Source organism: Synechococcus sp. M16CYN (assembly GCF_040371545.1).
Classification (GTDB): Bacteria; Cyanobacteriota; Cyanobacteriia; order PCC-6307; family Cyanobiaceae; genus Parasynechococcus.
Map to the genome: position 1 here is coordinate 1245809 of NZ_AP029048.1, position 19185 is coordinate 1264993.

15 protein-coding genes and 1 tRNA gene are annotated in these 19185 nt (G+C 45.6%); 10 read left to right on the plus strand and 6 right to left on the minus strand.

Features of this window, described 5'->3' with window-relative positions:
* Positions 1-112 precede the first annotated feature (112 nt).
* Positions 113-2536 (minus strand): phenylalanine--tRNA ligase subunit beta, encoded by a 2424-nt coding sequence (pheT, locus tag ABWV55_RS06020; protein ID WP_353291239.1) that lies wholly within the window; start codon positions 2534-2536, stop codon positions 113-115.
* 116 nt (positions 2537-2652) lie between these two features.
* On the opposite strand from pheT, the gene rpmG reads away from it, so the two are divergent.
* The 3 genes from rpmG (at position 2653) to ABWV55_RS06035 (ending at position 4755) form a co-directional block, all read left to right on the plus strand.
* Positions 2653-2847 carry a 50S ribosomal protein L33 gene (gene rpmG, locus ABWV55_RS06025; protein WP_353291240.1) on the plus strand — a complete coding sequence of 65 codons (195 nt, stop codon included), beginning with the start codon at positions 2653-2655 and terminating at the stop codon, positions 2845-2847.
* 39 nt (positions 2848-2886) lie between these two features.
* On the plus strand, positions 2887-3108 hold the full coding sequence (rpsR, locus tag ABWV55_RS06030) for a 30S ribosomal protein S18 (RefSeq protein ID WP_353291241.1): 222 nt from the start codon (positions 2887-2889) through the stop codon (positions 3106-3108).
* Between the two features lie 327 nt (positions 3109-3435).
* On the plus strand, positions 3436-4755 hold the full coding sequence (locus tag ABWV55_RS06035; protein ID WP_353291242.1) for a ribonuclease catalytic domain-containing protein: 1320 nt from the start codon (positions 3436-3438) through the stop codon (positions 4753-4755).
* Here ABWV55_RS06035 and ABWV55_RS06040 read toward each other — a convergent pair.
* Positions 4743-6545, minus strand: a complete 1803-nt coding sequence (locus ABWV55_RS06040) for an FAD-dependent oxidoreductase (RefSeq protein ID WP_353291243.1) — start codon at positions 6543-6545, stop codon at positions 4743-4745. The two genes, ABWV55_RS06035 and ABWV55_RS06040, sit on opposite strands and share 13 nt — an antisense overlap.
* Before the next feature lie 124 nt (positions 6546-6669).
* Between ABWV55_RS06040 and metG the strand changes: the two genes are divergently transcribed.
* Complete coding sequence (gene metG, locus ABWV55_RS06045; protein WP_353292630.1) at positions 6670-8214, plus strand: methionine--tRNA ligase; 1545 nt, start codon at positions 6670-6672, stop codon at positions 8212-8214.
* Between the two features lie 3 nt (positions 8215-8217).
* Entirely contained in the window at positions 8218-9393 is a 1176-nt protein-coding gene (gene lptC / locus ABWV55_RS06050; RefSeq protein WP_353291244.1) for an LPS export ABC transporter periplasmic protein LptC, read from the plus strand.
* On the opposite strand, the gene ABWV55_RS06055 is transcribed toward lptC, so the two are convergent.
* On the minus strand, positions 9329-9988 hold the full coding sequence (locus tag ABWV55_RS06055) for a cofactor assembly of complex C subunit B (RefSeq protein WP_353291245.1): 660 nt from the start codon (positions 9986-9988) through the stop codon (positions 9329-9331). The genes lptC and ABWV55_RS06055 overlap by 65 nt on opposite strands.
* 62 nt (positions 9989-10050) lie before the next feature.
* Here ABWV55_RS06055 and ABWV55_RS06060 point away from each other — a divergent pair, with 62 nt between their 5' ends.
* From ABWV55_RS06060 to ABWV55_RS06075, 4 genes are all read left to right on the plus strand, one after another.
* On the plus strand, positions 10051-10458 hold the full coding sequence (locus ABWV55_RS06060) for a hypothetical protein (protein ID WP_353291246.1): 408 nt from the start codon (positions 10051-10053) through the stop codon (positions 10456-10458).
* A gap of 31 nt (positions 10459-10489) precedes the next feature.
* Positions 10490-11161 (plus strand): TPM domain-containing protein, encoded by a 672-nt coding sequence (locus ABWV55_RS06065; protein ID WP_353291247.1) that lies wholly within the window; start codon positions 10490-10492, stop codon positions 11159-11161.
* A gap of 1119 nt (positions 11162-12280) precedes the next feature.
* On the plus strand, positions 12281-12796 hold the full coding sequence (locus tag ABWV55_RS06070) for a bifunctional adenosylcobinamide kinase/adenosylcobinamide-phosphate guanylyltransferase (protein ID WP_353291248.1): 516 nt from the start codon (positions 12281-12283) through the stop codon (positions 12794-12796).
* Positions 12797-13359: 563 nt separating this feature from the next.
* Positions 13360-14418: a M23 family metallopeptidase gene (locus tag ABWV55_RS06075; protein ID WP_353291249.1), complete on the plus strand. Its 1059-nt coding sequence runs from the start codon at positions 13360-13362 to the stop codon at positions 14416-14418.
* Positions 14419-14506: 88 nt separating this feature from the next.
* On the opposite strand, the gene ABWV55_RS06080 is transcribed toward ABWV55_RS06075, so the two are convergent.
* Both ABWV55_RS06080 and ABWV55_RS06085 read right to left on the minus strand, forming a co-directional pair.
* Positions 14507-14580, minus strand: a tRNA-Met gene (locus tag ABWV55_RS06080).
* A gap of 49 nt (positions 14581-14629) precedes the next feature.
* Positions 14630-14923 carry a hypothetical protein gene (locus tag ABWV55_RS06085; protein WP_353291250.1) on the minus strand — a complete coding sequence of 98 codons (294 nt, stop codon included), beginning with the start codon at positions 14921-14923 and terminating at the stop codon, positions 14630-14632.
* Positions 14924-15049: 126 nt separating this feature from the next.
* Here ABWV55_RS06085 and ABWV55_RS06090 point away from each other — a divergent pair, with 126 nt between their 5' ends.
* On the plus strand, positions 15050-15652 hold the full coding sequence (locus ABWV55_RS06090; RefSeq protein ID WP_353291251.1) for a peroxiredoxin: 603 nt from the start codon (positions 15050-15052) through the stop codon (positions 15650-15652).
* Between the two features lie 1743 nt (positions 15653-17395).
* On the opposite strand, the gene ftsH is transcribed toward ABWV55_RS06090, so the two are convergent.
* A complete protein-coding gene (gene ftsH / locus ABWV55_RS06095) occupies positions 17396-19147 on the minus strand; it encodes an ATP-dependent zinc metalloprotease FtsH (protein WP_353292631.1) in 1752 nt (583 codons plus the stop codon).
* Between the last annotated feature and the right edge of the window lie 38 nt (positions 19148-19185).

Here is a 19185-nt window from a genome sequence, read left to right on the forward strand (position 1 = left end):
AAGGACTATGTTACCGTGGCGTGAAACCCGTCTAACGTCAAGCTATACATATCATTTCATAGTTTGTTTGTCCAAATAGTCAGCCTAAAATTTTTAGGGCTACTAGAATCTATTAACTTCGCAGCTCCGCTTTAAACTGTTTGATGAGAGTTGCTTTTACTTTTTCGTGAACGAGCTGAATCTTGTCATCAGTAAGGGTTTTACTCTGATCTCGATAGCGTAGACGAAACGCTTGGGAAACCTTGTGTTCCCCAAGCTTCGCTCCTTTAAAATAGTCAATCAACTCTACATGTTCCAATAGAGGCTTACCTGCCTTTCTAATGGCTTGAATCAAGTCACCAACGGCGTTTGTGTAATCCACCACAACAGCAAGGTCTCGTTCACTTGCAGGAACTGTGGGGAAAGACTTGTATCTTGGTGTCCAGCGATAACTGTGCGTTGCAGCATCAAGCAAGTGATCTAGATCTAGCTCAAAGAGATATGTGGGTTCTGGCAGATCCATTTCATCCGCTAGGGCCGGATGTAGTTGACCAAAACATCCCAGAGGTTTGTCTTCCAGTACGAGAGTTGCTGCTCTACCAGGATGCAAGCGCTTATCTTTCTTAAGCGGGCGATCACTTAACTTTAGACACATAGATTCCATTACACGAGTCAGAACGCCTCGTGCCTCGTAATAATTCGGGGCTTTAAATTTGCCGCTAGTGCTCCAACGTTCGAGTCGACGGTCTCCACAAATCACTCCCGATAGAACCCCCGACTGTTGAACTGATTTAGAGGAACCGCTATAGGTGTAACCAAGTTCAAAGATTGAACATCCGCTTATGGAAGCTTTTAGGTTGCGGACGCAAATTTGAAGGTGCTCCTCCCACAGATTGGTACGGAGATAACTAGTTTCCGCTAACAGAGGATTGCTGATCGCAATTTTTGAATTATCTCCTGAGGGACTTACGAGAGACAAGGTGGTGATTTCTTGAAGTCCAGTCGAACAAAGCTTTTGACGCAACCGTCTTTCAGCTTGTTGGCGTGGCGTTAACACCCCAGGAGCGATAGGGTCGGGTAAGTGAGATCCAAATTGATTAAGACCAACCAGTCGAGCAACCTCTTCAATCAAATCAACCTCTCGGTGCAAATCTTGGCGACGTGAGGGGGGCGTGGTGACTTTCCACCCCTCTTCGCTGGGAGTTAACTCACACCCAAGTGCAGACAGGCAACGCTCAATGGTCTCATCATCGAGATCAACAGGCCCAGCATCGGAGTTCAACGGGCCTAAAAGTTGATGCAGGGCCTTGCGCCGCAACATCAGTGGGACAGCGGCTTTAGGGACGTCACCACTGACCCAGCGCCCTTTCAGCCGACAAGAAAACTGATCTTTGAGCAGTTGAAATGCCCGTTCTGAGCAGGGTAGAGTTGTTTCGCAAGGTAAACCCTTCTCAAAGCGGCTGCTAGCATCTGTCCGTAATCCAACAGCCCGACTCGATTGACGAACTCGGATCGGTGAGAATACAGCCGATTCAAGCCAGATATTGGTAGTGGATGTGCGCACAGCACTACCTCGACTACCTATCACACCTGCGATCGCAATGGGGTGATCGTGGCAAGTGACTACTTGAACACGTGGATCCAACAGCAATCGTTGATCATCAAGACTGATAAACTCTTCATTATCACGGGCTGCCCGCACTGCAAAACTGTTGGCTTCTACAAGCTGACCCGTTAGAGACTCTAGGGCTTCTGCATCAAAAGCATGTAAGGGCTGTCCCTGTTCTAGCATCACCAGATTAGTAATATCAACAACGGCATTTACCGCTTTAATTCCTGCACAAGCTAATCGCTGTCGGAGCCACTGCGGTGAAGCACGTCGACCGTCAACCCCATTAATCTGAGCTACAGTGTAGTAACAGCCATTCAATTCCACACTGAGCTTTTGGTGGTCTGGCCTGCGGTTCAACTGAGGCAATGACAGGGTCCCGTGGGTTAAGGCAGCCACTTCCCGGGCGACACCCACCATGGAAAGTCCATCAGGCCGGTTAGCCGTGATCGCAAGCTTTAGCACCGTATCATCCCAGCCGAACACCGCCGCTACTGGGGTTCCCACCGCCGGAATCGACTTTGTGATCTCTTCAAGGATAGCGATCCCTGTCGAATTGGTAGTAAGTCCTAGTTCCGTAAGGGAACAGATCATCCCATTGCTGGCGACTCCTCTCAATTCACCAGCCTTAATGGTGGTGCCCACTGCTGTGAGTACAGCACCGATGGTGGCAACCGGAACATGGATTCCGGCACGAACATTCTCGGCTCCACAGACGATTTGTAGAGGTTCATCAGCTCCGACATCTACTCGACAGACGCTGAGCCTGCTGGCATTTGGGTGTTTATTCCGTTCTAAAACTTGACCGACCACGACGCCGCTTGATCGAGTACCTAGATCGTCGATCTCTTCCACTTCGAATCCCGCCATGGAAAGGCGTTCAGCAAGCTCTTCAACGGAGTCATCAGCTTGGACCAGTTCCTTCAACCAAGACAAAGACACCCGCATCGAAAAAAATGGAGGGCTTGCGATCTTAGGAGGGACGTCATTTTGTCAACGAGTATGGTCAAGAGGTAAGCTCGTTAGTCGTCAATTCGCTTTGCGCCTGCGTCGCAGCGTTCTTTATGGCCAAGAACAAGGGCGTTCGGATAGTGATCACCCTTGAGTGCACCGAATGCCGGTCCAATCCCGCCAAGCGCTCTCCTGGGGTGTCTCGCTACACAACAGAGAAAAACCGCCGGAACACCACCGAACGGCTGGAAATCAAGAAATTCTGTTCCCACTGCAATAGGTCAACTCCCCACAAGGAAATCAAATGACTCTGTAAATCTTCATTCACCCCAACTACTGTTAAATCTATGTCAAGCTCCTTTTTCAAAAAACGCCTTTCTCCGATCAAGCCTGGCGATCCCATCGACTATAAGGATGTGGATTTACTCAAAAAGTTCATTACGGAGAGAGGCAAGATTCTTCCTCGTCGTTTGACTGGTTTAACCGCCAAGCAACAAAGTGATCTCACTAACGCTGTCAAACGCGCTCGAATTGTTGCGTTACTGCCTTTTGTTAATCCTGAAGGCTGATCTCAGCTTACAATGACCAACGGCTTCGTGAAGGTGCAATAATTTTTATTGCTTGAAGAACTACAACACAAATAAAGGTTTCAGAAAATGAAGATTATTCAGCCTTTAAGTATAAAAACAGCGCCTTTATATACTGTGTCAAAGGCATCCTTCGCTTATTAAACCTTCAAGGGCTAAGTCCAGCATAGAAAGAACAACCTGATTAGTTGGGCCAACATCTCAGTAGCGAAACGACAACACGATGTTGAAATCATTACCTAGGCGAAGTCCCTGTTTCCGAGCGCCGACTTAGACACTCTGTAACGATGATCAATTCGAAGCAGGATCGTGGATCCTTATAAGCCCTGTACTTTATCCGGCAGTGTTTGGTCGACATCATTCGGTGATGTACTCGAAACCGAGGCAAAGCGATTGATCTCCACGGCGGAGGACAGCCTTCCTGGAGATGACAATCGCCTTGATCTTTGCGCACTCCCGACTTATACCCTGGACGATGCCGGCACGTGTGAAATAGACGACGCCCTATCGCTCGAGATCCAAGGTTGCGAAGCTTGGATCTGGATTCATATCGCCGATCCAGCACGCCTGATTTTAAGAGATAGCCCCTTGGATCAAGAGGCGCGACGTCGGGCTACCAGCCTGTATCTTGCCGATGGTGTTTTACCAATGTTTCCACTAGCCCTTGCGGCTGGTCCGTTGAGTCTTCGTGTGGGTCAGCAATCGGCCGCCTTAAGCGTTGCCATTCATTTAGATGACGACGGAGCCATTGCTAAAAGCTATATTACAAGAAGCTGGGTTCGCCCTCGTTATGGACTCACTTATGCAGATGGCGATGATCTGATCGAATTCGCACCTCCCGGTGACGAAAGCTTGGCTGCATTATCAGAGCTCCTTCAAAAGCGAAGCCAATGGCGTCGTCAACAAGGAGCCCTGATGTTCGATCGCACAGAAGGTCGATTTCGTCGCAGTGATGGGGAGCTGTTACTTCAGTTAGTTGAACCAACACCAGCACGACTAATGGTGAGCGAAGCTATGCTGTTAATGGGAACTGTTGTAGCCGAATTTGGACGTCGCGAGAATTTGGTTCTCCCTTTTCGTAGTCAACCACCAGCTGAGCTTCCTTCTCAAACTGAGCTTGATCAATTACCAAAAGGTCCCGCTCGCGATACTGCAATTAAACTTTGCCTCAGCCGTAGCGTGCAGAGAACCCAACCAATGGCTCACTTCAGCCTTGGACTTTCGGCCTATGTGCAAGCTACGTCACCCATTCGCCGCTACTTAGACTTAACTGCTCATTACCAGATCATTGCCTGTCTTGAAGGCCACCCACCGACTTCAGAAAATGATCTGAGTGAATTGATTGATGATCTTGACTATCTGCTTCGCCAATCGATTCAGATCAGCCGTGAAGATCAGCACCACTGGCAACAGGTCTGGTTTGCACAACGTCAGGGAGAACATTGGAAAGCCGAATTTTTACGCTGGCTTCGTCCACATAAACGACTGGCTCTCGTTTATGTGGACGATTTGGCAATGGATCTTGTGGGCCAAGTGCCTCACGCTAAACCGAAACCTGGTGATCATTTGGTACTTAGCGTCAACCTAGCGGAGCCTGAACGCAATGAGCTGCAGCTTCAACTCAATTGATCAAGCACTCCGATCAACCTAAGCCAAGGTCCCCAAGGATTACGTACCACTCGTACGCGAACGATTTGGTTAGTCCAATCGCGGTTGGTGAGCCAGTAGTGCACCGCTGGTTCGAGCGTAATCACAGTCCAGCAGGCTTGCTTTGTGGTGAGTTCATAGTGCCCATCCTGAGTTGTTCTTAACGTCCCGTTCATTACTTCCTCCTTGGAATCACTTGGTGCTGAATTCAGGGTTGGCAATGTCAGTTCATCCGAACACGATCGGTTTAGCAGCCCCATCTCATCAATACGATCGGGATCATTCAGGGCATGTTCTTGAGCCTCACGCCAATGAGGATGCCACGAGGGCCACTGCCAAAGCGGAAGTACGGCTGCAGGTGCTACCCTGTCTCTCAGTAGGTGAAACTGGAGTAGATCCACAGGAAGATCAAGAGGCTGATAAGCAAAGCGAACAGACAACGCTGCTGCCATACCCGCTGCTTGGCCAATATTAATGATCAACGGTTGAAGTCTGGTCGCTCCGTTGGCTACATGGCTAACGCTAACACCCTTATCTGCCATTAGGAGGTTGGTGACAGCTTCGGACACCAAAGCGTCGTAAGGAATGCAGAATGGCGTACCAGTCCAACGTCCACCCCATAGGCAACTTTTAGTTGCAGGAAACCAATCCTCACCAGGGTAGTGATGATCATTGGCATACGTGCCGAAAGCGATACTGGTACAACGACCGTAGTCGTTGAGCGGCAACGGTCCCCGACGAGCGTTGCGCGTGATCGGCAAGATATCCCCTTCGGTTACGGTTGTGCGTCCAATCAGCCGACGACTTTCACGCCAATAAGGCATAAAAGCGAGACTAGATGTCCGACTCGGAAATGCAGTTCCAGGAGATAACCATCCATCGCTACACGTTTGAAGTGCCCTCAGGAAAGCTCTGCTGTGGTCCCGCATTTCAGAAGCCAAAGCTTCTCTATCCGTCAGATTGGAGCTAATAGCACGTTGTAGTCCGTGATGCCAGTCATTGCCATCCAAAGGCCAATTGAGCATCACTAGCCCTCCCGGCAACCGTCCATAAGTAATTGTACGTTTCAAACCAAAGCGTGTTAGACTATTGTTGAATAGCCCTAGCGGAGGGACAGCATCTTGGGGTGGCCCCAAAGCTGTATTTAGTTGACCCATCACCACCCAAGTCGGTGACTGAATAGGTTGTTGCTCAAAAAATAAATCATTCTTCAATCGGTGTTGGGGAGGTGCACTTGGTTCATTCCAGCGCTCTTGAGGTTCCCAACCCCAACGGTAGGGAATCTGTGTATGTGCAAGCAGGTCTCCCAGATCGCTACCGTCGATGAATACATTTGCTTCATAGGAGTTGACCTCGAACTGTTGTGTAGAACTTCGGCGGCGAATGTTTAGCCTTTGAATCTGCCCGTCCAGGCAAACAAGGTTGACCAGCTCACAGTTGTCATACCATTGCAATAGGGGCTCTGCTTTTACCCAACGCTGAAAGATCTGCTCAGCAAGCTGCGGTCGGTAACCAAAACAACTAGCCCAGTTGTGATCTAAACCAGATGGCTCGCACCGTTGAAGTTCACGCAGGAATGCTCCCCAAAGACCGGTCTGCCAACAGCTGAGCTCATGACCGTCTGGTGCGCACACCCCCGCAGCACTAACCATGCCTCCTAACCAAAGACCTGGCGTGAAAAGAATGGTATGGGAACCGCTCCTTGCCGCTTGCAAAGCGGCAGCAACACCTCCGGTGCCGCCACCCCAAACTAAAACCTCACTGCGGATCATGTGCTCGAACTTGGCGAAAGAGAAGCTGCCTGCAAGAGAAAGGAGCTCAGGACGGGATGTAAGAGAAAATTGTGGTAGTTAAAATTTGGCGTTGCTGCAACGCAGCGGGGTTATTCTCCTCACAATGCCTTACACACTTACAACTCCGCTTTATTACGTCAATGATCAACCTCACCTCGGCAGCGTTTACACGACCCTAGCCTGCGATGCCTTAGCTCGATTTCAGCGACTAGATCAGTTGGAGGTAGTGTTCATCACTGGTGTCGATGAGCACGGTCAAAAAATTCAACGCATGGCTGACCAAAAAGGCATGAGCCCCCAGTCTTATTGCGACACAATCAGTCAGCGATACCGAGACCTTTGGTCTCGATGGAGCATCAGCCAAGATCGTTTTGTACGCACAACAAATCCGCATCATTCTGAGTTAGTCGAGCAGTTTTTCGATCGGGTCCAAGCGTCAGGCGACATCATTAGCGGACGGCAAATCGGTTGGTATTGCGTGGGCTGCGAAGAGTACAAAGACAATACAGACCATGCAGTTGCCCCCAGTTGCCCTATTCATCAAAAAGCTCTGGAGTGGCGTGATGAGGAAAATCTCTTTTTCCGCCTCTCCCGATATCAAAATGAAATTGAACAACTAGTCGCTCAGGATGACTTCATTACACCGGCAAATCGTCGTCAGGAAGTTCGCAATTTTGTAGCCCGTGGATTGCGTGATTTTTCAATTTCTCGCGTAAATCTGTCATGGGGTTTGCCAGTTCCAGGACATCCAGGACACGTATTTTACGTTTGGTTTGATGCCCTTCTTGGTTATCTCACAGCACTTCTTGATGATGGTGGCTCAATCAATCTTAACCGTCTTAAAGAATGTGGATGGCCAGCATCAATTCATATTATTGGTAAGGATATTATTCGATTTCATGCAATATTTTGGCCTGCCATGTTGCTGTCCGCTGGCCTTCCCATTCCACAACGCATTTTCGGTCATGGATTTTTAACTCGTGAAGGTCAAAAAATGGGTAAATCGCTAGGCAACATTCTTGATCCCGGGCTTTTACTCAACCAATATGGAGCTGATGCTGTGCGTTGGTATCTATTACGCGATATTCAGTTTGGCGACGATGGTGATTTTCAACAGCAACGCTTTACTTGTTTAGTTAATAACGATCTTGCTAACACAATCGGCAATCTCTTGAATCGCACTTCTTCCATGGCGCGGAAATGGTTTAATGATTCTGTACCACCAAACGGTATCGGGATTCAGGTGGATCATGATCTTGCTGTAAAAGCTCAAACCGCTATTGATACAGTTTTTCGTTCTTTACCTGAATTGGAGTTTAAATCTGCTGCTGAAGCTATTTTACGACTCGCGATCGCAGCAAATAGTCATCTCAATAACACTGCTCCGTGGAACCGTATTAAACAGCCTAATCAAATAGATGGCGTTGCTGAGGATTTGTATGTTGTTCTCGAATCCACACGAATTGTTGGTTTGCTTCTCGCTCCTTTAGTACCCGATTTAAGTGAAAGGATTTTAAATCAACTTGCCTGTAAACTTGATTCAAAGAATTGGAAGGATCAATTGCGATGGGGCGGATTGATTACTGGTACCAAACTACCAAAACCAGTACCGGTTATGCAACGTCTGGAGATAATGAAAGATCATTAATTCATGGTCTATTGTCAGTCGAATTTAAAATCTATTTTAGCTTTAATCGCTGCTAGCTTTTTGATTTCTGCTTGTGGTCAGCACCAATCTAAGCAACTAACAAGTCGAAATGCCACGCATTTCACATTACGTAAGTTTGATTTAAATCAGCGCCAGTCTAATGGTTTAAAGGATTGGGATCTATCGAGTCCTGAAGCTCGCTACAATAGCGTCGCCGGGACAGTTAGAGCACGTTTGCCGGAAGGAGTGCTTTACCAAAGTGGTAGCCCCGCATTCAGCCTTGGGGCTGACTTTACCACGGTGGTGGACAATGGCAAGTTGATAGTACTTGAGGGATCGGTCAGGCTCAAGCGCTTAGGTAGTAGCTCTTTACTCATTAAAGGCGACAGGCTGATCTGGCGTCCAGCAGATTCAACAATGGTGATCAACCAACGACCAGAGGCTGTCGACCGCGATTTGAAGCTTGTTGCTGACTCCCTGACATTTTATTTAGACCGTAACCAGCTCATTTTCAATGGCCACACACAGTTATCCCGATGGGAGAATAGCCGCGAGCCCACTGCTCAACCAGATGTGATAATCACTGCTAGGGATGGAAGATGGAACCTTAAAAGTGGCACGCTCTCTGCGGCTGGTCCGATTCGCGCCGACTACCTAAGCGGCCGACGACTAATCGCATCGTCGATCCAAGGCAACATAAAGTTGGGCATTCTCGATCTGAGATCTCCTGTTCGGTTCAAACTGGAGAGTGGAAAGGGGGCCGTCAATGGTGGGAGAACCCGTTGGGATTTAACTAAAAGCAAACTCATATCTAAGGCGCCGGTAGCAGCCTATATAAGCGACGGAGAGTTACGCGGCGATGGGTTTGTAATAGACATCCTTAGGGATACTCTGATTATTCCCAGAGGTTGCCGAACCACACAGCCCAACAAATCATTGCGTGCTCAACGTTGTACCTGGAATTGGAAAAATAGTATTCTGGTAGCGGAGGGTGATATTAATCCAAAACATAGCGATAGCGGTCAATCCTTAAAAGCAAAGCAAATAGAAAGCGGTGTAGCACTAGACAGGTATATTCGCTCTGCTCCATTGGAGCAAAGAGTGCAAACTCACATCAGATTACGAAGTGGGGACAGTCAGGATTCGACAATAGGGAATCGCTCTCCAATGAAGTTCTAAGCCGTTGAACCCAACCTTGTAACCAGCGTTCATCAGATTGACTAAAGCATCGCTTCGACCATCCTCCAAGAACAACTATTCCTTCGTGGCTAAGAGGACAAACTAGGACAGCAGGAAGGTTATTTAGTACCGGATCGAATTCTGTGCGCCCGGGGAATAACGCTGTATTAACAAGCGAGATGATTTTTTGGCTTTCCATTACACGGTTGCTAATCGCTGCTGGGATGAATGCATCGTGGCGAATTAAACCGCGACGTAGCAACACATCGCCTCGCCAGTAGACCATAACCGTTGCCGCAGGGGTTGCGGTAAGTAGCATGTGGCTTCCCCAGCCAAGCTCTTCACGGAGAACTGGCGACAATCGCCTGTCCAAAATGAAGCCATGTTCTCCCGTAAGATCTTCTCGTTCAGTTGATCGGGGATTTGCCCTAGTCCAAAGAGTTGCAACGAGCATTAGACCAACTGATGCAAGCCCTGCAAGAACTTCTGCCCTTTGAAATTCAGGAGTGACGACGTCAGTCAGAGAAGCATTGATCACGGTAAGAGTGAGGATAAGCAGTCCACAGAACAAAACAACACGGGCCGGTGTGAGCATCGGTTCGTAACACTGTCAGAACGCCAATATCCTGCTCAAATATGGGCACTCGCGTTGAGCAAATGGACAATGCAGAGGCTTTTGCGGCGATTGCCTTGGCTGCTGTGGCCTGCGACGATGTTTTGGGCCGCGATGAAGCCCATGCACTTCGTTTGCAGTTGGAGTACCGATCTCTCTATCGCAACAACTCAGAAGCAGCGATGGGAGATCTATTTGATCGCCTTTTAGGATTGCTGCGAGACCAAGGAGTGATGGGCTTGATCGATTCGGCTCTGCCAGTTCTCAACCAACGTCAACAACAATCGGCACTAGCTGTCGCTGCCCAACTTGTGCATACCGACAGGAAGGTCACGGTAGAAGAAGAAGAATTTCTCAAGCAACTTGCTATTAAGGTTGACTTACCAGACAGCGAAGCAAACATGATTGTTCAAGCTATTGAGGCCCTGAATCGAGACATGCTCGACAGCTAACGGCAGACTGAACAAAGATCTGCTTAAGGCGATGCAACCGTTTCTCTACCGTTTTTTTGCCACGCTTCTGGCATTCAGCTTTTACGTTTTCGCTTTTGTTCCAGTCGGATTAGCAATTTCTCCATCTGAATTGGGCGCTTCTCCACCTGAGGCACTAGTCCTTGATGAAGCCAATGTCTTCAGTCGCGCTAGTCGAAACGAAGTAGAAGCCAAGCTGAGGAGCCTAGAAGATCAGCGCGTTAAGGCTCGTTTGCTCACACTTCGACGTCTTGATTACGGGTACAGCCTGAAGAGTTTTGGAGAGGAGCTGTTAGCGTCTTGGTCTGAGTCCTCAGAAACCCCCCTTCTACTAATTCTGATCGAAACACAAAATAAGCGAGCCGCCCTGATTGCTGACTCAGCCCTTCAAGCTCAACTCCCGGAGACGCTGCTCACAAGTACCGCCCAAACGACGATGACACTTCCTCTGCGGGACGGTGATCGCTATCGCCAGTCTTCTATTGATGGTCTAACAAGATTGTCAATAGTTTTGGCGGGCGGTGAGGATCCTGGTCCTCCAACAGTTATTGAGAGAGTGGCCCTCCCCACTAATATCCCCACCAAGATAGAAACTGAAGACAGCAATGCCACTACATGGATTATTATCTTACTAGTAGCGGGGTCGATTATCCCTATGGCTACATGGTGGGTCTTTTCCCGTTAAATGTTCTACTGCTTATAGATAGTCAAAGTTGAATCAACCTATTTAGTAATAGTTAGAGGTTTGATCTCAGCCATCGCATAATGAGTGATTTTAAATTAGATACAGGCAAAACTTATTCTTTGATCATTCACTGGTAGCTATGCTCTTACGTTCGAAGGTACATACAAGCAAATATCCTCGAACAATCCCATACCACCCTTTAAAACTAGTTCAACTATCTCATTATTGATTCAACTAGATCGAGTAAGGTTACATTTACGCATATGGCGAGGCAAGGTAGTTTTAGTGAATCAAATCTGTTGTTAGTTAGTTATAAAAGAAGCCAGCTTTCTAACAGATTTGCTTCAATGGTTGACTATACACCAGAAGTTGTATCTAAACCATTTTATTTTTTGTCCTTTCAAGTAGATTCATTACTAGAAGGAACATATATTGTTGGTTTACGTCGCCGTGTCAGAATAACACATCAATCTTGCTAAGGATTTTTTGATTATTATCTGAGTATATTTTTTCATGTAATAAGTAGTAAGACAAGTCTAAACTTGTCTTACTACTTATTAATTTTCATTGAGATTATTATTTTCTCAAAATATTCGAGATTAAAACTGAAAGAATAAATTATAAAGATATTGCAAATTATAAGCAAAAATTTAAATCTGATGTTTTTTAATTTAGGTTAATCCTTAAAAATTAATAAACTTAAACAAAACTAACTCAAAGAACAAACTAGCCAAAAGAAAAAAGCTAATAAATATAACATTCAAATTATTCAAATATTTTTGATCTATCTATACTATTTATTGGTTTTCTCTTATTCTAAAAGTCGTAATATATGGTTTACAGAAAGAACTCGAGATTATCCTATTTACCAATATATTTATAAATTTTGATAATTTTAAAAATTAAACAATTTTCTGAGTCGACATCAATAATTATATAGATTATCGTACAGAATAAGATTTAATGATATTGTTATTATCACTTCCTAATAATTGGGCAACTATTTACTGAATTTGCTGTTATTTTAATCATGTTTTATTATTTTCTATCACTGCACTTAAAGAAATGAATAATACAAAACAAGCTAGTTCCTCTTTTACAAGGAACGAATTAATTTTAGTGAGTGGTCCGTCCCGTGGTGGCAAAAGTCGTTGGGCAGAGTCTTTATTGGCCGAAGCCCCTTATGTAACTTATATCGCAACAGCTTCTGATCATCCTGAGGATTCCAATTGGCAGGACAGGGTACGCTTGCATAGGGAACGTCGTCCTAAACATTGGCACTTGGTTGAACCTGGGTTGGATTTGATTCTTGCGCTTACAGTTTTAACTGCTAATCAAGCTGTGCTAATTGATTCCATGGGTGGATTTGTAGCATCACACCTTGAATTGGATGAAATAGCCTGGTCGAGTATCTCCAATAAGCTGATCAAAACACTGAATACTCGTTCGTATAGCTGTGTGCTAGTGATCGAAGAGACTGGTTGGGGAGTTGTTCCTACAACAAAAATCGGCGGGTTGTTCCGCGACCGTCTTGGCGAGTTAACACAAAAACTCGATCGTATTGCAGATATAAGTTGGCTTGTCCTTCAAGGGCGAGCTATTAATCTGCACTCTGTTAGTTATCCAGTCCCATGAATGTTCACTCCAACTTGATGTCCTCCTATTTATCGCTCTATTTAAATCAGTGCATCCTTATAAAACCGGGAAATACCACTTAGACTCATGCAGTGTCTCAACTTTTCTCAATTTTAATTAAACCTTTAGTTTTTAAATTAATGACCGCAGTTTTCAATGAGCTAACTTTGATTACTAATCCCATGTTTAGATCACAACAGATAAAGACTTTAATGCTCTGAGACATCTGTTGTTAATACACAAACGTATATTGGTTCTGGCCAACATAGGAGAAGTCGTTTGGACGATTTTCAGTTCGAATTAATAGTACATTACCGCCTGATTGTAGAAAAATAAATCTTTCTGAAGAAGTGTGCTGACAGCGCCATGGTTGCGATGGTTAGACCAGACAATTTGGTCAGGTCCAGATAGTGTCTACAGTTGTCAGTATTTTGGTGACATGTATCCTCCTCTAGTGTATACCACCGGATATCAAGCGCACCTGTGGTGATCTCGGTACTGCGCCAAGCCCACTTGCGCTCTTAAGTTCCACCCGTTAACTTCTATCGGTCTTCTTTAATTGCATGCGCGCGTTGCTCCTGTTAGTAAGTGCAACCTCGCCCCTGATAACTTTCTTGATTTGGAGTAATCTTCCAGGGCAAGCAGATAACAACACTTTTAATCCTATAGAGCCTCCTCTTCTATCGTTGAAGACTTCCCAACCGTCAAAAACGCGAGCTTTATCACGTTTCGGCGCGACCTCTGGTTTATCTGTTTGGTTCCAGCTTACTCGCAAGAATTCTCTTACGCGTTTGGCTACCACATTAGGCTTGCACTCGGAATCTCTTGCAGAACTGAATAACCTTCCTATTAGTCATGTTTTTGGCACTAAGAGCTGGATAATCATTCCTGACTCGGTTGATAGCTTAGCTACCCGATTAGTCGATATTGATTACAAGTCTAAAAGAATATCGTCATCTCTTTTAACGCCTCTCCCCGTTTCCAGTTTTGTATCTGTTCCAAAGCAAGATTCTTTAACTGCTTTTTTATTTAGTCCCGATGTGACACAAGACCAGCTCAAAGACTCAAATCCAGGTTTCAAACTCAATGCGCCGGCGATGGGACATAAGCCCCATATCGTTAATGAATACAGGGGGAAATCCCCGCTAGCGATTCATTCATCAGTGAACGGACAAGCTCGTTGGTCAGACCACCCTTCGTTTAATTCAGAAACGACTTCTACGAAGAACATCCGCTTCGGTCGTAGCTACCTCTGGCCTACAAAAGGTGTGTTTACATCGGGTTTCGGTTGGCGTTGGGGCCGCATGCATAAAGGTATTGATATAGCTAATAATACGGGAACCCCAATCTTTGCTGCTCGTGATGGTGTAGTGGTCTTTGCTGGTTGGAGTGGTGCATATGGATATCTTGTGGAAATTGCTCATGGCGATGGGGCGTCAACTCGATACGCGCATAACAGTCGAATTCTTGTCGACAAAGGGCAGATAGTCCCTCAGGGCTCGAGAATTGCTCTCATGGGCAGTACTGGACGGAGTACCGGTCCTCATCTCCATTTTGAAATCCGTCATCCTGGTGGTGCTGCTTTGAATCCTTTGAGCAAGCTTCCCGCCCGGAGGGCTTAATCGCCCTGAAGTTTTTTCTGCATCATTACAAACCTTAAAGGCTGCTTAGGGTGAAGTAATTTGTCAACCTGTTTAGATAACGGAACAATGTCAGAGGGGAGATTTGAACTCCCGACCTCAGGGTTATGAATCCTGTGCTCTAACCGACTGAGCTACTCTGACGAAATCGCCCTTAAGACGACCACCATCATATATCCCACATGATCAGCCCTCAGCGCATTTCAATCGCATTCAGGCGGTCACGGAACGACTGAGGAATCCTGGACTGGACTAAGCTGGTTGCCTCACCAACAACGGGCGTAGGGTTTACTCCCCGCTGCACTGAACCTCGTCTCGTAGTGCCTCGAGATCCACTCCCAGGATGACGAAGCTCTGCTGTGTGTTGATCACGCTCTAGTGGGTTTTTCCTCAAGTCTCCCCTCAACTGGTTGAGCAGTCTGAAGTGGCCAGTGGAGCTAAATTTGCGCAAAAGGGAAGGATCCCAACGCGATGTTCGTTCAGTCATCGGTAGAGCGTGTGGTGCACCGTTCTGTCCACAAAGGCGTGATAATTTGATATGTGAGACTGAAAGTCGTTTCGATTACGGGTTAGTCCCTTTCGATTTTCAGTCGAACTTCACTGCACCCTGATCATGACCGACAACGGTTGCCTCCGCGTGGGCCAACAAGCTCCTGATTTTACTGCTACCGCTGTGGCGGACCAGGAATTCAAAGAGATCTCCTTATCTCAATATCGTGGCAAGTATGTGGTGCTGTTTTTCTATCCACTAGACTTCACTTTTGTTTGTCCCACAGAGATAACTGCGTTCAGCGATCGCTACACGGACTTTTCAAGCAAGAACACTGAGGTTCTTGGCGTTTCCGTAGACAGCCAATTCAGCCACCTTGCTTGGATCCAGACGCCTCGTGATCAAGGCGGCATCGGCGATATCAGCTATCCTCTAGTTGCTGATTTGAACAAAGAGATCGCTGCGGCATACAACGTACTTGACAAAGTCGGGGGTGTCGCCCTACGTGGTCTGTTCATAATTGATCCTGACGGTGTAATTATGCACTCCACTATCAATAATCTACCTGTTGGTCGGAACGTTGATGAGACTTTACGGATTCTACAGGCTTTTCAATATGTTCAAGCAAATCCTGACGAGGTTTGCCCTGCTAATTGGACTCCTGGCGAGAAGACAATGAAGCCTGATCCCAAAGGCAGTAAAGAATATTTTGCTGCTATTGGCTGATTAGACAGCTTAATCTACCGAAATTAATTTAGTTTCAGACCCCATTAACCATGGCCAGTGGGGTCTTTTATCTTATTTAAGATATTGGAAATTAATTCACGGAGTGAAACCTATTGTGATTATTTTTACCACCTATCATCATGCAGGTTGACGATGGTGATTTTCCTTCTAAGCTTTATTAAGTGAATAGGATCAGTAGATATAAAACTTAATCTCCACAATAAAAATCAAGAGACTACTTCAACTCGATTCTAATTTGCCTATATTTACTAAATCAAGAACTTTATCTACTTCATAAATTAATTAAATCTTTTGTAAAATTAATTAGCAATAACTCTTCATGAATATCATACTGTAAGCTTTGTACAATTGAGTTTAATCAAATCTAGTAGTGCAAGCAATTAAATTTAAATAAAATTATTCGCCATCTTTTTAACGGTAGACTAAAATGTGCCAAATATACTTCAGTAAAAAGTTATTCTTTGATATAGCTCCGGTAAAAAATCTGCTAGATGCTATTATTAGGATAAAAACCGTTATATTTTCTGAATAATACTATTTAAGTTATCAAATTTTATTCGAACAAATTCTTCAGAATCTGGGTAAAAATATGCTTTATATTAATTAATAATTTATTCACAGACATAGAAACCTTAAAAGACAATAACGTTTATTAAACTTAAATTCAAAAGTATTTAGACTCATCTAATAGAAAGTAAAAATTTTGACTAAATAGGTGTTAATTATAATTTTAATTGGGCTTCGAAAGTAACTATTGATAGTTTCTACTACTAGTTACCATATTTTAAAGATATAAGTAACATCATAAATATATACCTCAACTCTAGAAATAGACTTATAGTTGTGGTCTACTAATAGACTTATTGGCACATGAAGCATTTATGGTTAGTCCTAAAATACCTGTAAGATTAACCATCTTGACTTAAATTAAATAAACTATTATGAAAATTCTTATATTAGCAACATGAGAGAATTTTCAATTGATCTACTGCCAATAGCTGCAAAAAAATTGAAACCATTTTTCGGATAACCTAGTTTACTTATGGTTGCAGGAAAATAGCATATATTAAGATGGAGAAGTATGACTAAGCATAGCATTCAGGATCCATAATCTTAGGTTAACAACAATAAACTATTAGGGATATACTAATCTTAGTTTAAAATCGAAATATGTTCTATGAACAACTGACTATAAATGTTTCTCGTTTCCTTGAGTTTGTGAGAGTACAATCATTAGCTTTGGTCGAATTAGCCTGCTAGTCATCGCTCCTACTGTTGTCGAATCGTGCACATAAATCATAAAGGAGAATTTACGCTGGGAGCAGCGCTCTTCGTTTAAAATATATCCCTGGAAGCAGGGCTTATTAATGACCGATGCTAAAAGTCAATTTCAGACCGACGTTACAAGATCGATTGAAGGCTAAATCGTGCTACTAGTCAATGTTAAACTGCTTACTAACACAATAACAGGTTAAACTGCTAATTTGATTAATAGTCTTTTCTATTCTAAGACTTTTTGAAAAATAACTAAAGGCTAACTAAGGTTCAATAATGCCATAATCAAGATCGGAATTGATCTTGAATCTTGCAAAGATAAGTTAAAGTGTTCAGTGATTGAATAAGATCAAATGTCACTGAACTGGACAAACCAAAACTATTTAGTTCAATCTACAATACAAGCGACCATGATTAAGACACGGAAGCAGAATAAAAACAACCGGCTTAGGTTAGTCCGGCTAGGCTCCTAAATCGTTCGCCACTCAACGTCTCCTCTTCTATTAAGGCTTCTACAAGGTCATCCATTAGCTGACGTCGGGAGTTTAAAAGAGACATCGCTTGGTCTAGTGCGCTCTTCGCTAACGTGCGAATCTGATCATCGATGGCTTGACCCGTCGATTCGGCGTATCCGGGGCGCCGACTGAACCAGTCTCGACCTAGAAAGACTTCAGAGCCTGGACCTTCAAGAGCAAGGGGGCCGAGTGCTGAGAAGCCAAAACGAGTGACCATTTCTCTGGCTAGTTGGGCCACCATCTGAAAATCCCCGCTTGCGCCTTGCGTCACCTCTAATGGCCCAAAAACTATCTGTTCAGCTGCGCGACCCCCCAAAGCAACCACTAAATTGGCAAAACAGGAGGAACGTGTCAGCAGACCGTAGTCTGACTGGTCCTGGTCAGGTATAAACCGGGTATAGGCTCCGGCCTTATTCCTGGGAAGAAGAGTAACCTTGTCGACCTTATTAGCTGCTGGCAATAAGGATGCCACAAGAGCGTGACCGACTTCGTGATATGCGATCAATCGCTTCTTTGCGCTGTCCTGCAAAGGCCGATTGCTTAGGCCCATTGTGATGCGTTCAAGAGCACCTTCTAGCTGAGCGTCCCCGATTTCAGCTTTGTCTTGTCGAGCAGCCAGGATTGCCGCTTCATTGAGCAGATTAGCTAAATCAGCACCTGAAAATCCAGGAGTGCGCGTGGCCCAGTACTCAAGATTTACCTCAAGAGCCAGAGGCCGACTGCGGGCATGTACTGCAAGAATGGCTACGCGGCCGCGCCGATCAGGTAAACCAACATCGATGCGTCGATCAAAGCGGCCGGGGCGTGTGAGAGCCGTATCTAGCACATCAGCTCGATTCGTTGCTGCTAAGAGAATGACGCCAGAGTTTTCCTCAAAGCCGTCCATTTCCGTCAGCAACTGGTTCAGGGTTTGCTCACGTTCGTCATTTCCTCCGCCAATGCCAGCCCCCCGCTGACGACCAACAGCGTCAATTTCGTCGATGAACACGATGCAGGGTGCCTTGTCCTTTGCTTGTCGAAACAAATCCCTAACGCGACTGGCTCCAACACCGACGAAGAGCTCTACGAATTCGGATGCCGCCATGGAGAAAAAAGGTACCCCTGCCTCTCCAGCAATGGCCTTGGCTAGAAGCGTTTTGCCAGTTCCCGGAGGGCCAACAAGCAACACACCACGAGGAATCTTGGCACCAAGGCGAATAAAGGTTTCCGGTTGTCTGAGAAAGGTGACTACTTCCTCTAGTTCCTGTCTGGCATCGTTGATTCCCTCAACATCTTCAAAGCGAACCTGCAAATCTTCTTGGGGCTTCAATCGCGGTTGGCTACGGCCAAATCCAAGGGCTTGGTTAGCTATCTGCGCAGAACGACGCAGTAGAAAAGATAAACCGATTACAACAAGCAGCACTATTAAAAGAGTGCCTGCCAAATCGCGGATGGCCTGTTCACGCCGGCCATCTACGACCGTTAACGGGGTGCCAGAGCTCTCTGCAGCACGAAGGATCTGGTTGTCGTTCGAAAAAATCGGGACATTAATTCGTCGCCCGTCGTCGTACTCCACCCGTACCTCACGACGAGCTGGAACAAGATCCAATTGCTTGACTTTTTTGTTGTCGATATCCCGCAAAAGCCTTGAATAACTGACGCCCTTCTCCTTCTTCCACAACTTCTGGAAGAAAAATCCTGACACCTGCGGATCGACTGGTGAATCTGATGACTGCTTCGAAC